Consider the following 14,451-nt stretch of genomic DNA (forward strand, 5'->3'; position numbering starts at 1 on the left):
GGCGCGAGCCACGCCGGGAACGCACCGGCGTAGTGCTCGGTGAGCACACCGAAGAACCGCTCGATCGACCCGAAGAGCGCACGGTGGATCATCACCGGGCGCTGGCGAGTGCCGTCGGCAGCCTGGTACTCGAGCTGGAAGCGCTCTGGGAGGTTGAAATCCAGCTGGATGGTGGACATCTGCCAGGTTCGGCCAATCGCGTCCTTCGCCTGCACCGAGATCTTCGGGCCGTAGAACGCGGCGCCACCCGGATCGTCGACGAGCTCGAGCCCGGACGCGCTGGCAACCTCGCGCAACACCTCGGTGGCTTCATCCCAGGTGGCGTCGTCGCCGACGAACTTCTCAGGGTTCTTGGTACTGAGCTCGAGGTAGAAGTCGTCAAGCCCGTAGTCGGCGAGAAGCTCGAGCACGAATTTCAGCAGGAAGGCGAGCTCGTCGCGCATCTGCTCGCGGGTGCAGTAGATGTGTGCGTCGTCTTGCGTGAATCCACGTGCTCGGGTGAGTCCGTGCACCACGCCCGACTTCTCGTTGCGGTACACGGTGCCGAACTCGAACAGGCGCAGCGGCAGTTCACGGTAGGAACGCCCCCTCGCGGCGAACACGAGGTTGTGCATGGGGCAGTTCATGGGCTTCATGTAGTAGTCCACGCCCTGCTTGGTGACATTGCCCTCGGCGTCGCGTTCCTCATCCATATGCATGGGCGGGTACATGCCCTCGGAATACCAGTCGAGGTGCCCGGAGGTTTCGTACAGGTGTGCCTTCGTGAGGTGCGGGGTATACGCGAACTGGTAGCCCTCCTCGACGTGGCGCCTGCGTGAGTAGTCCTCCATCTCCATGCGCACGATGGCGCCCTTCGGGTGGAACACAGCGAGGCCGGAGCCGATCTCGTCGGGGAAACTGAACAGGTCCAACTCGGTGCCGAGCTTGCGGTGGTCGCGCTTGGCGGCTTCCTCCAGCCGCGTGACGTACGCCTTAAGGTCGTCCTTCGTCGCCCACGCGGTGCCGTACACGCGCTGCAAGCTGGCGTTGCGCTGATCGCCGCGCCAGTACGCTGCGGAGGAACGCATCAGCTTGAAGGCCGGGATGTACCCGGTGTGCGGAATGTGCGGCCCGCGGCAGAGGTCTTTCCACGCGACGGAGCCGTCGCGGTTCACGTTGTCGTAGATCGTGAGCTGTCCTGCGCCGACCTCGACGCTGGATCCGTCCTCGTCGCCGGCAGACCCCTTGTCGTCGATGAGTTCAAGCTTGAAGGGCTCGTTCGCGAGCTCGTCGCGCGCCTGGTCGTCGGAGACCTCGCGACGCACGAACCGCTGCTTGGCCTTCACGATCTGCTGCATCCTCTTCTCGATGCGCTTGAGATCTTCAGGCGTCAGCGGCTCGCACTGGAAGTCGTAGTAGTACCCGTCGGTGATAGGCGGGCCGATGCCCAGCTTGGCTTCGGTAAACACATCCTGCAGCGCCTGCGCGGTGACGTGCCCCGCGGAGTGTCGGAGGATGGACAGCCCCTCGGGTGAGTCGATGAGCACGGGTTCGACATCGTCGCCATCGTGCAGCTCGCGTTGGAGGTCAAGCGTTTCACCGTTCACGTGCATCGCGACGATCGTGCGGTCGTCGCCGAAGAGGTCGAGGCCGGTGGTAGTGGTCGTCAGTTCCACGCTGCTCGCCTCGTCGTTGCGGTGCACGGTGATGACGCCACTCATAATTCTCTCCTCGATATTCGTTCGTCGTTGGCGCAATGCCAAACGCTATTCTGCCCTATTCGGCCAGCAGCGCGTTGTACTGCGGATGCTTGTCGATGTAGTTAGCGATGTACGGGCAGGTCGGCCGCACACGCTTTCCTTGGACCTGGATGTCTTCCAGCGCGAAGTTCGCCAGCTTTCCTGCGTAGCCCTTGCCCTCGTGCGCGGGTTCTACCCCGGTGTGTGGGAGGTCTACGACGTCGCCTTCGACGGTGTAGTCGATCACGCCGACGACCTCACCGTCGAGCTGCATCTCGTACCGGGACAGCGCCTCGTTCTTCATGATGTCCATGCCTCCACACTAGTCGTGTCGGTCACGGGCGACGGCGACTATGCGGCGGTGGCACCAACATGTGTGAGCGCTTGTGCGACGATGTCGTCGGTCAGGCCACTTCGAGGGTCAACGGCAATGGGGAGCATCCCCTGCGGCAGGCCCTCACGATCACGCTCGGAGACGTCGTCGTCGAGCCAGACGCCGACCGGATCTGGGCCGGCGAATTCATCCAGCCACGTGGCTACCTGGGACGTCTTCCAGCAGGTGCCGTCGGTGGTGGGCTCCCATTCGAGCGGGATGACCGGAAGTTCATCCACGAGGCGAAGCTTGGGTAGCCAGAACGGGTTTGCCGCTTCCTGCCAAGTGGTACACCAGACGATCTGGAAGACATCGGTGAGCGGTTTGAAGACGTCAGCGATGTTCTCGCGCCAATGAATGGAATATGGCCCGTAGCGGCCAACCCATACGCGAAGGTCGGTGTCGGGAACCGTCCTTACCACGTCGAATTCATGCTTGGCGTGCTCACGCATCGCTGCAGGCACTTGCAGATTCAGCACACCGTCGACATCAAGGAGTAGCAACGGCTGGTGTGACATGAACGTTTCCTCCCCTTGTCACGCCCATCGCACAGGCGGGCTGTCTGACACCCCGCAACGAACGCTACAGCTTGAACCTCGAGCGCAGCATGGTGGGCGATGCCGGGTTTGAACCGGCGACCTCTTCCGTGTCAAGGAAGCGCGCTACCGCTGCGCCAACCGCCCGAGGTGGAGACGGGATTTGAACCCGTGTACACGGATTTGCAGTCCGTTGCCTCGCCTCTCGGCCACTCCACCACCGATGGAGGCCCTCCCCCTTGGGGATTGGGAGAGACTTCTCCGAGCGGACGACGAGATTCGAACTCGCGACCCTCACCTTGGCAAGGTGATGCTCTACCAACTGAGCCACGTCCGCATGTCGACCAGAAACGCTGTTGCGGTTCTGACGCGTTGAGAACACTAGCGCACACATTTCACAAAACACAAATCGTCGGTGAACCCAACCCAAATTCGGGATGAACCACGCCAGCCGACGGACACCCTCGCCACGCCAGTCAGGGTCCAAATGGTACATGTGGCCGAAGATGCGCTAGAGTGAACCGTCGCTGGGTGATTGGCGCAGTGGTAGCGCGCTTCGTTCACACCGAAGAGGTCGGCGGTTCGAACCCGCCATCACCCACCATAGTGAGCACGTGGCAGGAGGCGGAGATGGCAGCACCCGCAGTCGTCCTCGCCGACACCACCTCAGGAATTCCCGAAGTCAGTGAAGCGTTCCACACCATTGAAACGCAGCTGCGCGCGCGTCGGCCCGATCTCAACATCCACTTTCTCGAACTGGGCGCTCGGCCCACACTCGGCGCTGTACTCCCCCGCCTGCACGACGAACAGGTGGAGGAGGCAGTACTCGTTCCACTTGATCTCCGGTCGGCAACATCGTACGCCAGCGAACTCGACGACGCTGCGAGGGCGATGAAGGCAGCCGGCATCCGCGCCGTCGTATCGCGCCCCATCGGCCCAGCATCTGAACTGCTCAATATCCTGGACGAACTCGTTCGCGACGCCCTGCAACGTCGTTCCGCGCTGGAACTCGACGGGCTGGTACTCGTCGGACGTATTGGCGGCGACGCGCGAGGGTCAGCGCTGCTTGCTCGGCGTGCTCGCCAGTGGTCAGCCCACCACCGCCTGCCCGTGCAGCTCGCCATCGAGGAAGGCGACGGAGCCGCCACTGCCAGCGCAGTCCACGCACTCCGCTCGCAAGGGCGTCGGTACATCGCCGTGGGGGGAGCGTTCTTCTCCCCCGGCCCCTCCTACCGTGCTCACGCCCGCGCCGCCCAACAGGCAGGAGCGATCGCCGTCACCGCCCCCATCAGCGGCAGCCGACACCTCAGCCAACTCATCCTGGCCAGATATGCATTCGGCGCGATGGAATTGCTCGACGGCAGCCCGCAGCCTGTCACCGTCGACGACGATTACCACTTCCTCAGCCCGCGCGAAACCTTTGGCCGCTGAACTACACTGCTCACCATGAGCGAGCAGTACATCGCACCGTTTCAACTACCCGATGAACAATGGCGTGAGCGCCTGACCGACTTGGAATACCACGTACTGCGCCAATCAGGCACAGAACGCCCCTTCACCGGCGAGTACACGGACACCGAAACGGAGGGCACGTACTCGTGTCGAGCATGCGGCGCGGAACTGTTCACGAGTAGCGAAAAGTTCCATTCCCACTGCGGATGGCCCAGCTTCTTCTCACCGCTAGCAGAAGACAGGGTGCGCTACCTCGACGATCACAGTATTCCCGGCCGTCCGCGGGTGGAGGTACGGTGCGCGAACTGCAACTCCCACCTCGGTCACGTGTTCGAGGGCGAGGGCTACAACACCCCAACCGATCTGCGCTACTGCATCAACTCGGTCTGCCTCACTCTCAACCCGAAGTAGCGCCTTCCGCGGCGTGGCAGGCTACGTCGCGAAGACTCGACACGTAGAGTCGCCCGTGTGTCGAAGGTTACGAGGCTCGCCCCGGATGCGTTTCATCGCGCTGTCGAGGAGTTCCGCCACATGCAGTGGCGACGCGAGCTGAGCATCGACGAGATCGGTTCGCCTCAGCGCATCGCTCCCCATTCTTTGGCGATCGCGGGCGAGCTGACCGTCGGTGACGACACCGTCAGTTCTGGGCGCCTCATCCTGCTGCACGATCCCGCAGGAAACGAAGCCTGGCAAGGTACGTTTCGCCTCGTGTCATACGTCCGCTCAGAGGTCGATCTCGAGATGGCGGCAGACCCCCTCCTCCCCGATATTTCCTGGGCCTGGCTCACTGAAGCCCTCGAGGACAACGAGTGCGATGCGTCTTTCCTCGCAGGCACCGTGACGGCCTCGTACGGCAGGTCGTTCGGCGAGATGGCCGACGAACCAGACCGCGCCGAGGTGGAGCTGCGCTCCTCGTGGACACCCCACCTCGACGCTCAGCACCCACTCACCAGCCACCTCTTCGCCTGGCAAGACCTCTTAGGGCTCGTTGCCGGCGAACCCCCGCTCCCGGCTGGCATCTCGCTACTCAAGACCCGATGACACTCGTCGATCAGCCCAGAGAGCCACTGCGCCCTGTCGTCGCGGATAACGACGGGCTCAGCCGCTGCCTTGCCGCGCTCGCCTCCGCTGCTGGGCCCGTCGCCTTCGACGTGGAACGCGCCCACGGCTACCGCTACTGGCCGCGCGCCTACTTGTTGCAGATCCGACGAGGCGACGCGGGCACGTGGCTGATCGATCCGACATGCTTCGATAACGCCCAGCTGGCGCAGCTCGTCGAACGCACTGACAATGACGAGTGGATCATCCACGCCGCGTCGCAAGATCTCCCATCGATGTTCGACTGTGGCATCGTGCCCCAGCGCATCTTCGACACTGAGCTCGCCGCACGCTTGCTCGGCAAGCCCGGCGTTTCGCTGGGTGCGATCCTCGCAGCCGAGCTCGACATCGAACTGCGGAAAGCCCACTCGGCCGTGAACTGGGCGACGAGGCCCCTCAAACAGTCATGGCTCACCTATGCCGCGCTGGACGTGGATTTCCTGGCCGAGCTGCGTGCGACCCTCGACGCGCAGCTGCGCGAGGTGCACCGTCGCGAATGGGCGGAACAGGAGTTCCAGTGGGAGCTGGACGCCTTCGCGAAGGCCGTAGAGCCTCGCGTAGATCCATGGCGAAGGACCTCCCACATCACCGCGGTACGCCACCCGCGTGGCCTCGCCCTCGTCCGCGAGCTGTGGCACGAACGCGAAGCGATCGCCCAGCGCCGCGACCGCCCTCCCACGCACATCCTTCCCGACGCGGCACTCGTCGACGCCGGTGTTGCCGCCGGCAAGGATCGTGCCGTGACCCCGGATACGCTGCGCCGGATTGACGGGTTCGCCAAGCCGCCCGGGCGCCGCTACCTCAATCGCTGGATTGAAGCGATCAAGCGATTCAACACGCTGCGCGCGAGCGACTACCCGCCGAAGCGCCTCCATGTACCGGGTAGCATTCCCCACCCCAAAGCTTGGGAGCGCACCAACGAGGACGCTGCCGCAAGGTGGCGTGTCGTCCGCCCCGCCATTGACGACTTCGCCTGCGAAATCGGCATCCAGCCCAGCTTGTTGGCACCCCCCGCCGCCTTGCAGCGGGCCATTTGGGATGGAGTTCCCACCGAAGGTGACTTGCTGGACGCCGGAATGCGCCCCTGGCAAGCAGATTTACTGTCGGGGCTGATCGACGAACTCTTCGACTGAGGAATCCACGAGCTTCGGGAGCACCGCATGCGCGACGCTCTGCGGAGTGAGGCCTAGCGTCGAAAGAATCTGCGACCTGCTCGCGTGCTGCAGGAATTCATGCGGGATACCGAAGCAATGCACCGGGGTGGTGATGTCTTCTTCTGCTAAGCGCGACCGCAACCGCTGGCCGAGGCCTCCTTCGACGAGATTGTCCTCGATCGTGATGACGTGATCGAACTCCGTCGCCAGCGCGATGAGCTCCGGGCTCACCGGCAGCGCCCACAGCGGATCCACCACCGTGGCGGCGACACCTTGCGCGCGAAGGAGCTCCGCGGTCTGAGCAGCAAGCCCAACGAACTGCCCATACCCGACGATGAGCGTGCGAGCATCGCGGTCTGCGCTGATCACGTCGACGCGTGACACTCCTTCGCCTCTATGAGCCACTTCCACGATGTCGTCGGGAAGCTTCTCCTTCGAGTACCGGATGATAGTGGGGGCGTCATCGACGGTAACCGCGCGGTTCAATGCCTGCTCGAGCCTCCGCTGATCGCGCGGTGCTGCGAGCTGCAAACTCGGGATGATGCCGGCCATCGCTACATCCCACATACCGTTGTGGCTCGGCCCATCTGTGCCGGTGATACCTGCGCGATCCAGTACGATCGTCACTCCGAGGCCGTGCAGCGCGACATCCATGAGCAGCTGATCGTAGGCGCGGTTCAGGAAGGTGGAATACAACGCCACGACTGGGTGGAGGCCGGTGCGGGCAAGGCCCGCCGCCGACGTGAGGGCGTGCTGTTCCGCGATGCCGACGTCGAAAATCCGATCCGGAAAGGCCGCGCCGAAGCGCGCGAGCCCGGTGGGGTGCAGCATTGCTGCGGTGATCCCGACCACGCGCGGGTCACGCTGCCCGAGCTGCACCATGGCTTCCGCGAATGCGTCCGTCCACGTCGCCTGCACCGATGAGGTGAGCGACTCGCCGGTGACGTCGTCGATCTGCCCGACGGCGTGGAAGCGATCTTGCTCATTCTCTTCCGCGGCCTTGAACCCTTTGCCCTTCACCGTGATGGTGTGCACGATCACCGGGCCACCGAACTGGCGTGCCTGTTCCAGATGATTGGTGAGCGCGCCCAGGTCGTGGCCGTCGATGGGGCCGGTGTACTTGATGCCGAGATCCGAAAATAGGTCTTGTGGCGCAACGACGTCTTTCACGCCCGTCTTGAACCCGTGCATGAGGTCGTACAGAGGACGCCCCACGAGAGGGATCTTGTTGATGACACGCTTCGCCAGCGACAGCGTCTGTTCGTATCGAGGGTTCGTCCTCAAACCGGCGAGGTGATTCGCGAGTCCACCCACCGTCGGGGTGTACGAACGCCCGTTGTCGTTCACCACAATGACCAGGCGCAGATTCGGCTCAGCAGCGATGTTATTCAGCGCCTCCCACGCCATGCCACCCGTGAGCGCCCCGTCGCCCACCACAGCAACAACGGTGCGATCTTCCCCCTGCAGGGCATACCCCTTCGCCATGCCTTCCGCCCATGACAGCGCAGCAGAAGCGTGCGAGTTGGCAACCCAGTCGTGCTCCGACTCGGAGGGCTCCGGGTAGCCCGAGAGCCCGCCCTGCTGACGCAGGGTGGCGAACTGGTGAGCGCGACCAGTGAGCATCTTGTGCACGTAGCTTTGGTGGCCGGTATCGAAGATGATCGGGTCGTGGGGAGAGTTGAACACCCGATGGATAGCCATGGTGAGCTCAACCACTCCAAGGTTTGGCCCCAGGTGCCCGCCCGTCCGACTCACGTTCGTGACCAGGAAGGCTCGAATCTCATCGGCGAGCCGCTCCATCTGCGACTTCGACAGTGAACGCAGATCTCGCGGGCCAGCAATGGAATCGAGCAAAGACATGCCCTCCATCATAGGACGCAAGCGCCAAAACCGCGCCTTATCAAGCTATAACTTCGGCACGAAACGCACGTCGTGGAGCGCTTCCTCGACGAGATGCACCGCACGCAGGAGGCGCAGCAACCGCGCATCTTCTTGTTGCAATACCTCGACGGCCTCCCCCGCCACGCGGGCATCCACCCACCCAGCAAGGTTCGTGCGCACCGTCGCCCGCTGCGACCTCGTGGCGGCCAGCTGCGCTTCCACATGCCCGTGCGCCAACCGGGCGAGCACGACTGGGTGATTGCGCAGCACGCGATACCCCCGATACTCCGGCGGACATGCGTCGAGGAGGAAGGCGACTGCGCAATGCAACCAATCGTCGGCACCTGGAGGTGGCACGGCTGACGGCCAGCCCGGAGGGACGTACACCTGCACCAATGCATCAGTATCAAACATGTGTTCTATTGAACACTGCCGCACTGACATTTCAATACAACAGTGCCCCCGCTATCCGAACTAGCGGGGGTACTGTGGTTGAGAGGATCAGCCTATGAGGTTGCGCAGCACGTACTGCATGATGCCACCGTTGAGGTAGTAGGCACGCTCTCCAGGAGTATCGATGCGTACCACCGCGTCGAACGTGGTCTCCTTGCCATCAGGCGCGACAGCGGTGACCTTCATCGTCTTGGGCGTGACGCCGTCGTTGAGCTCAGTCACACCGTCGACGGAGAAGGTCTCCTCGCCGGTGAGCCCCAGCGACTCTGCCGACTCGCCCTCGGGGAACTGCAGCGGGAGCACGCCCATGCCGATGAGGTTCGAACGGTGGATGCGCTCGTAGCTCTCGGCCACGACGAACTTCACGCCCAGCAGCGCGGTGCCCTTTGCTGCCCAGTCACGCGACGAACCAGAGCCGTATTCCTTGCCCGCCAGAACGACGAGCGGAGTGCCAGCCTTGGCGTAGCTCTGCGCGGCCTCGTACACGGTGGTGACGGGGGCGTCGTCGACGGTGAAGTCGCGGGTGAAGCCGCCCTCGGTGCCCGGTGCAATCTGGTTGCGCAGCCGGATATTGGCGAAGGTGCCACGAATCATGACCTCGTGGTTACCGCGGCGCGAGCCGTAGGAGTTGAAGTCGCGCTGCTCGACGCCGTGCTCGGTGAGGTACTTGCCCGCAGGCGAGTCGGCCTTGATGTTGCCCGCCGGGGAGATGTGGTCGGTGGTGACCGAATCGCCCAGCTTCAGCAGCACCCGAGCCCCAGCGATGTCCTCGACGGGAGCAGCCTCGCGCGGCATGCCTTCGAAGTACGGCGCCTTGCGGACGTAGGTGGAGGCGTCGTCCCAGTCGAAGGTGGCACCCTCAGGCGTGGGCAGGGAGCGCCAACGCTCGTCTCCCTTGAACACGTCGGCGTATCGCTCCTTGAACATCTCGGAGGAGATAGAGGAGCCGATGACTTCCGCGATCTCGGCTGCCGTGGGCCAGATGTCCTTCATGAAGACATCGTTGCCGTCCTTGTCCTGACCGATCGGGTCGTTGAACAAGTCGATGTCCATCGTGCCCGCCAGTGCGTAGACGATGACGAGCATCGGCGACGCGAGGTAGTTCATCTTGACGTCGGGGCTGATGCGGCCCTCGAAGTTACGGTTACCCGAGAGCACCGCGGTGACGGCGAGGTCGTTGTCGTTGATGGCTTTCGACACCTCGGGGATGAGCGGGCCGGTGTTGCCGATACAGGTGACACAGCCGTAGCCGACGAGGTTGAAGCCGATCTCGTCGAGGTATTTCGTGAGCCCGGCCTTCTCGTAGTAGTCGGTGACCACCTGCGAGCCCGGAGCCAGCGACGTCTTCACCCACGGCTTGCGGGTGAGACCCTTCTCGACGGCCTTCTTCGCCACCAGCCCAGCGCCAATCATGACGCTCGGGTTGGAGGTGTTGGTGCACGACGTGATGGATGCGACGGTGACCGCGCCGTTGCGCAGGTCGAACTCGTCGCCAGCCTGCAGCTTGACCGGCACTGCCGCGTCGGGGTTGGAGGTGTAGCTGGGAAGGAAGTTCTCGAAGGAATCCTTCGCCTCGCTCAGGCGAATGCGGTCCTGCGGGCGCTTCGGGCCCGCGATGGAGGGCTCCACCGTCGAGAGGTCGAGCTCGAGGTATTCGGAGTAGTTGGCTTCGCGCGACGGGTCATGCCACAGGCCCTGCTCCTTCGCGTAGGCCTCGACGAGAGCGATCTGCTGCTCGTCGCGGCCGGTGAGGCGGAGGTAGTCGGTGGTCTTCTCGTCGACGGGGAACACCGCGATGGTGGAGCCGTACTCGGGGCTCATGTTGCCGATGGTGGCGCGGTTGGCAAGCGGAACCTCGGCCACACCGTCGCCGTAGAACTCGACGAACTTGCCGACGACCTTGTGCTCGCGCAGCATCTCAGTGATGGTGAGCACCAGGTCGGTGGCCGTGGTGCCTTCGTTGAGCTTGCCCTTCAGCTTGAAGCCCACGACGCGCGGGATGAGCATCGAGACGGGCTGGCCGAGCATGGCCGCCTCAGCTTCGATGCCACCAACGCCCCAGCCGACGACGCCGAGGCCGTTGACCATGGTGGTGTGGGAGTCGGTGCCAACGCAGGTGTCGGGGTAGGCCTGGAGCACGCCGTCGACGGTGCGCGGGAAGACCACGCGAGCGAGGTGCTCAATGTTGACCTGGTGGACGATGCCGGTGCCGGGAGGCACCACCTTGAAGTCGTCGAATGCGGTCTGACCCCAACGCAGGAACTGGTAGCGCTCGCGGTTGCGCTGGTACTCGATATCGGTGTTGGCCTCGAATGCCCCCTGGATGCCGAAGACCTCGGCGATGACGGAGTGGTCGATGACCATCTCGGCGGGCGACAGCGGGTTGATCTTCGACGGGTCGCCGCCCAGCTCAGCGACGGCTTCGCGCATGGTGGCGAGGTCGACGACGCAGGGCACGCCAGTGAAGTCCTGCATGATCACGCGCGCCGGCGTGAACTGGATCTCGTGGTCAGGCTGCGCGTTCGGGTCCCAGTTTCCGAGGAACTCGATGTCCTCGCGGGTGATGTTCGCACCGTCCTCGGTGCGCAGCAGGTTCTCCAGCAAGATCTTGAGGCTGTACGGCAGCTTCTCCGAACCCGGCACAGCATCGAGCCGGAAGATTTCGTACGAAGTCCCTTGCACATCGAGGCTCGCCTTGGCCCCGAACGAGTTGACGCTCATCGTTCTCCTTATGGCGGCTTGTGAATCCGCCCCCGAGTCTACTGCCAAACCATCATTTGCGCTGCCTGAGCGCGCAGCGGTGCCGGATAGGGTCGCCGCCGCCGCTCCCCTCCGTCGGCTTGGCCCGAGGCACATGAACATTGTTCCGCAACTGAGCCGCACAGGTTACCTGTGCTTGGTGGGGTGGAACACCAGAGATCGAGGGTACGGATCAAGCGGGCACGAGCACCGCGACGCATTCAACGTGGTGGGTTTGGGGGAAGAGGTCGAAAGCGTCGAAACGCTGAGGCGCGTAGCCTTCGTCACCGAAATAGCTGAGGTCTCGCGCCAGGGCCGACGGGTCGCAGGCCACGTAGGCCACCCGTCGCGGCTGCATCGACGCCACCTTCTGCACAGCCCGCTTTCCTGCGCCCTTGCGCGGCGGGTCCAACACGACGAGGTCGGCGTGCTTGGGGAGACGTTGTAGGAAGCGGTCGACGGCGGCCGCCTCGAAGCGGGCTTCCGGCACGTTGCGGCGGGCGTGCATCACTGCCCGCTTGTTGATCTCTACTCCCAACACGTCACAGCCGGCCCCGGCAAGGGCACCCGCGAACAGCCCGACGCCGCAGTACAAATCGACAGCGTTCTCCCCCGTATTCGGTTCCAACCCGTCCAACACCGCCTTGACAAGCGTGTTCGCCGCCTGGGGGTGAATCTGCCAGAATCCATCAGCATCGACTGTGTAGTCTCGCCCCGCCGCACGCTCCTGCACCGACGGTGCACCTTCGACGACCTGCCCATCGACGAGCACCACCCGCCCAGACGCGGCGTCCACGACTTCGACGCGCTCTCCCCGCACCGCCGGCGCCGACGATGCAGCGATGCGGCACCCACCGTCGGGAAGTGCAACGACGTCGTGGCTGCGTCGGGCACGCAGCCCGAGGCCATCACCAGTGCCGGAATACTGCATCCGGGTACGCCAGCCCATAAGCGGCGCGACAGCCTGTACCTGTCCGTTCCACTCCAACCCAGCCAGGCGCTGCAGCTGCTCCGCAACCACACGTCGTTTGAGTTCCAGCTGTAACGCCGGGCTCGCGTGTTGCCAATCACATCCGCCGCAGATTCCCGCGACGGGGCACGGCGCGGGCACGCGCTCGTCGTGGGCATCGAGTACCCGTGCGACACGCCCTCTGTCGAAGCGTTTGCCGCGTTCGGTGATCTCCACGTCCACGCGTTCTCCTGGCAGCCCGCCGGAGACGAACGTCACTTTGCCGTCAATCCTGGCCACGCACCACCCGCCGTGCGCCACGTCACCCAGCACCACGTCGGCTCGGGTCTCGGTCACGATTACCTCCAGGATTTGATAGCGTGCAATGGATTCTAGGAGTATCCATGCACATCGTGATCATGGGCTGCGGGCGCACGGGCGCCATGCTCGCCCGGGGCCTCGAAAAGCGAGGTCACTCACTCGCCGTCATTGACGTCGAAGAAGAGGCCTTCGGGCGTCTCGGTTCCCAGTTCAAGGGGCAGACGGTGAAAGGCGTCGGCTTCGACCGCCAAGTGCTCGAGACTGCCGGTATTCGCAACGCCGGTGGCTTCGCGGCGGTTTCCAGCGGCGACAACTCCAACATTCTCGCTGCCCGAGTGGTGAAAGAGATCTACCACGTCGAAAACGTGGTGGCACGCATCTATGACCAGGGCCGGGCACAGGTCTACGAACGCCTCGGTATCCCGACGGTCGCCCCAGTCCGGTGGAGCACCGGCATGGTGATGCGACGCCTCCTGCCGGAAGGCTCCGAACCCGTGTGGCGCGACCCTTCGGGACAGGTGCGCATGCTGCAGGTGCATGTGCATCCAGGTTGGGTGAACCGTCGTATCTCCGATCTGGCCGACGCGGCCGGCTGCATCATTCCTGTGATCACGCGGCTGGGCACTGGCATCGTGCCGACCGCACAAACAGTCTTCCAGGATGGCGACCTGGTGTTCGCCTGCTGCGAAGTGGAGCAAACGTCGACGATGGAAATGGTGCTCGGCAATCCTCCGAAGGGAGCCACCCGATGAAGGTATCGATCGCTGGCGCGGGCCAGGTGGGCCGTTCCATCGCCCGCGAGCTGCTCGCCAACGGCCACCAAGTCACGCTCCTCGAACGCGACGGCAAAGCGCTCAAACAAGACACGGTGCTCGGGGCGACGTGGCTCCACGCCGATGCTTGCGAGATGGAAAGCCTCGAGGAAGCTGAGCTCGACACCTTCGACGTGGCGATCGCCGCCACCGGCGACGACAAAGTCAACCTCGTCCACGCGCTGCTGGCGAAAACCGAGTTCAGCGTGCCGCGCACCGTCGCGAGAGTGAACCACCCAGGCAATGAATGGCTCTTCGACGAGCACTGGGGCGTTGACGCCGCGGTGTCTACCCCGCGACTCATGGCCGCGCTCGTGGAAGAGGCCGTCGGTGCCGGCAATCTCGTGCGCATCTTCAGCTTCAAAGACGACGATACACATCTCTCCGAGGTCACGATCACAGAAGAATCCGGCCTGGTTGGGCGTGCAATCGGCGAGCTGGCGATCCCCGAGGAGGTTGCCGTCGTTGCGCTGGTGCGCAAATCCAAGGCGCAGCCACCGAAGATCGACGAACGCCTACAGCTGGGTGACAAGCTCTTCTTTCTCACCCCCGAGCACGCAGAAACCGATCTCGAGGAACAGTTTGCCGCCGAGGAGCCGAGCATCACGCTCGACGTTCAGACGCCATCTGGCAGCACGGAGAACTCGGGGTTGTAGAGCACCAACTGGTCGTCGAGCGTCGCTAGGCGTCCGCGCGCGGTCACCACTGCCCCGTCGTGTAGGCAATCGACGCGCTGCCGCCCCATCCAGATCAGCAGGGCGCTGCCCGTCGGATCCGTAAGCTCGGCTTCAAACCAGCCGTACTCGAGATTGACGCCGTGCTGGGTGATAGTGCCGCCGATCTCTACGCGTTCGCGTGGTCGGCAGTCGGCAATGCGGGTGCACTCCGACGCATCGCGACGTGGAGTGCGTTCAGGTTCCGCCAAGAACCAGCGTTTCAGCCGAGTCCCAAGCGAGTTCGGCACG

At 64.0% G+C, this 14,451-nt stretch carries 14 protein-coding genes and 4 tRNA genes; 7 read left to right on the forward strand and 11 right to left on the reverse strand.

All coding sequences use genetic code 11. The features are described 5' to 3' along the window. From thrS to Q0X68_RS03965, 6 genes are all read right to left on the reverse strand, one after another. On the reverse strand, positions 1 to 1,700 hold a 1,700-nt coding region (gene thrS, locus Q0X68_RS03940; protein WP_297747878.1), incomplete at its 3' end, for a threonine--tRNA ligase. Positions 1,701 to 1,755: 55 nt separating this feature from the next. Then, a complete protein-coding gene (locus Q0X68_RS03945; protein ID WP_297747881.1) occupies positions 1,756 to 2,031 on the reverse strand; it encodes a GNAT family N-acetyltransferase in 276 nt (91 codons plus the stop codon). Between the two features lie 38 nt (positions 2,032 to 2,069). Then, entirely contained in the window at positions 2,070 to 2,609 is a 540-nt protein-coding gene (locus tag Q0X68_RS03950) for an HAD domain-containing protein (RefSeq protein WP_297747883.1), read from the reverse strand. A 90-nt stretch (positions 2,610 to 2,699) separates the two neighbouring features. Continuing rightward, positions 2,700 to 2,774 (reverse strand) — tRNA-Val (locus tag Q0X68_RS03955). Between the two features lies 1 nt (position 2,775). After that, positions 2,776 to 2,846 (reverse strand) — tRNA-Cys (locus Q0X68_RS03960). Positions 2,847 to 2,891: 45 nt separating this feature from the next. Continuing rightward, a tRNA-Gly gene (locus tag Q0X68_RS03965) sits at positions 2,892 to 2,964 on the reverse strand. 192 nt (positions 2,965 to 3,156) lie between these two features. Here Q0X68_RS03965 and Q0X68_RS03970 point away from each other — a divergent pair. The 5 genes from Q0X68_RS03970 to Q0X68_RS03990 all read left to right on the forward strand — a co-directional run bounded on the left by Q0X68_RS03970 (position 3,157) and on the right by Q0X68_RS03990 (position 6,310). Continuing rightward, positions 3,157 to 3,231 (forward strand) — tRNA-Val (locus tag Q0X68_RS03970). A gap of 26 nt (positions 3,232 to 3,257) precedes the next feature. After that, entirely contained in the window at positions 3,258 to 4,058 is an 801-nt protein-coding gene (locus tag Q0X68_RS03975) for a sirohydrochlorin chelatase (RefSeq protein WP_297747886.1), read from the forward strand. Positions 4,059 to 4,073: 15 nt separating this feature from the next. Further along, positions 4,074 to 4,490: a peptide-methionine (R)-S-oxide reductase MsrB gene (gene msrB / locus Q0X68_RS03980; RefSeq protein WP_297747889.1), complete on the forward strand. Its 417-nt coding sequence runs from the start codon at positions 4,074 to 4,076 to the stop codon at positions 4,488 to 4,490. Between the two features lie 57 nt (positions 4,491 to 4,547). After that, entirely contained in the window at positions 4,548 to 5,120 is a 573-nt protein-coding gene (locus tag Q0X68_RS03985; RefSeq protein ID WP_297747893.1) for a DUF3000 domain-containing protein, read from the forward strand. Further along, complete coding sequence (locus tag Q0X68_RS03990) at positions 5,117 to 6,310, forward strand: HRDC domain-containing protein (protein WP_297747896.1); 1,194 nt, start codon at positions 5,117 to 5,119, stop codon at positions 6,308 to 6,310. The genes Q0X68_RS03985 and Q0X68_RS03990 overlap by 4 nt, the downstream gene beginning before the upstream one ends. On the opposite strand, the gene dxs is transcribed toward Q0X68_RS03990, so the two are convergent. The 4 genes from dxs to Q0X68_RS04010 form a co-directional block, all read right to left on the reverse strand. Then, on the reverse strand, positions 6,275 to 8,191 hold the full coding sequence (gene dxs / locus Q0X68_RS03995) for a 1-deoxy-D-xylulose-5-phosphate synthase (protein ID WP_297747900.1): 1,917 nt from the start codon (positions 8,189 to 8,191) through the stop codon (positions 6,275 to 6,277). The two genes, Q0X68_RS03990 and dxs, sit on opposite strands and share 36 nt — an antisense overlap. A 45-nt stretch (positions 8,192 to 8,236) precedes the next feature. After that, entirely contained in the window at positions 8,237 to 8,626 is a 390-nt protein-coding gene (locus tag Q0X68_RS04000; protein ID WP_297747903.1) for a hypothetical protein, read from the reverse strand. Between the two features lie 87 nt (positions 8,627 to 8,713). Continuing rightward, positions 8,714 to 11,386, reverse strand: coding sequence for an aconitate hydratase AcnA (gene acnA, locus Q0X68_RS04005; RefSeq protein ID WP_297747906.1), 2,673 nt, complete (start codon positions 11,384 to 11,386; stop codon positions 8,714 to 8,716). 211 nt (positions 11,387 to 11,597) lie between these two features. Then, entirely contained in the window at positions 11,598 to 12,710 is a 1,113-nt protein-coding gene (locus Q0X68_RS04010; protein WP_297747909.1) for a class I SAM-dependent RNA methyltransferase, read from the reverse strand. A 47-nt stretch (positions 12,711 to 12,757) separates the two neighbouring features. On the opposite strand from Q0X68_RS04010, the gene Q0X68_RS04015 reads away from it, so the two are divergent. Both Q0X68_RS04015 and Q0X68_RS04020 read left to right on the forward strand, forming a co-directional pair. Beyond that, a complete protein-coding gene (locus Q0X68_RS04015; RefSeq protein WP_297747912.1) occupies positions 12,758 to 13,426 on the forward strand; it encodes a TrkA family potassium uptake protein in 669 nt (222 codons plus the stop codon). Beyond that, positions 13,423 to 14,142 carry a TrkA family potassium uptake protein gene (locus tag Q0X68_RS04020; protein WP_297747916.1) on the forward strand — a complete coding sequence of 240 codons (720 nt, stop codon included), beginning with the start codon at positions 13,423 to 13,425 and terminating at the stop codon, positions 14,140 to 14,142. Before Q0X68_RS04015 ends, Q0X68_RS04020 begins: the two co-directional genes overlap by 4 nt. Here the strand turns inward: Q0X68_RS04020 and Q0X68_RS04025 are convergent. Further along, entirely contained in the window at positions 14,103 to 14,450 is a 348-nt protein-coding gene (locus Q0X68_RS04025) for a DNA-binding protein (protein ID WP_297747918.1), read from the reverse strand. The genes Q0X68_RS04020 and Q0X68_RS04025 overlap by 40 nt on opposite strands. Between the last annotated feature and the right edge of the window lies 1 nt (position 14,451).

The sequence above is a fragment of the uncultured Tessaracoccus sp. genome (assembly GCF_947286155.1).
Taxonomy (GTDB): domain Bacteria; phylum Actinomycetota; class Actinomycetes; order Propionibacteriales; family Propionibacteriaceae; genus Arachnia.

What these genes read in the sequence shown, in the direction of transcription:
- dxs (WP_297747900.1), bottom strand. Translation starts at nt 8,191, where the DNA reads ATGTCTTTGCTCGATTCCATTGCTGGCCCGCGAGATCTGCGTTCACTG.
- Q0X68_RS04000 (WP_297747903.1), bottom strand. Translation starts at nt 8,626, where the DNA reads ATGTTTGATACTGATGCATTGGTGCAGGTGTACGTCCCTCCGGGCTGG.
- Q0X68_RS03975 (WP_297747886.1), top strand. Translation starts at nt 3,258, where the DNA reads ATGGCAGCACCCGCAGTCGTCCTCGCCGACACCACCTCAGGAATTCCC.
- msrB (WP_297747889.1), top strand. Translation starts at nt 4,074, where the DNA reads ATGAGCGAGCAGTACATCGCACCGTTTCAACTACCCGATGAACAATGG.
- acnA (WP_297747906.1), bottom strand. Translation starts at nt 11,386, where the DNA reads ATGAGCGTCAACTCGTTCGGGGCCAAGGCGAGCCTCGATGTGCAAGGG.
- Q0X68_RS04015 (WP_297747912.1), top strand. Translation starts at nt 12,758, where the DNA reads ATGCACATCGTGATCATGGGCTGCGGGCGCACGGGCGCCATGCTCGCC.
- Q0X68_RS03945 (WP_297747881.1), bottom strand. Translation starts at nt 2,031, where the DNA reads ATGGACATCATGAAGAACGAGGCGCTGTCCCGGTACGAGATGCAGCTC.
- Q0X68_RS03990 (WP_297747896.1), top strand. Translation starts at nt 5,117, where the DNA reads ATGACACTCGTCGATCAGCCCAGAGAGCCACTGCGCCCTGTCGTCGCG.
- Q0X68_RS04020 (WP_297747916.1), top strand. Translation starts at nt 13,423, where the DNA reads ATGAAGGTATCGATCGCTGGCGCGGGCCAGGTGGGCCGTTCCATCGCC.
- Q0X68_RS03950 (WP_297747883.1), bottom strand. Translation starts at nt 2,609, where the DNA reads ATGTCACACCAGCCGTTGCTACTCCTTGATGTCGACGGTGTGCTGAAT.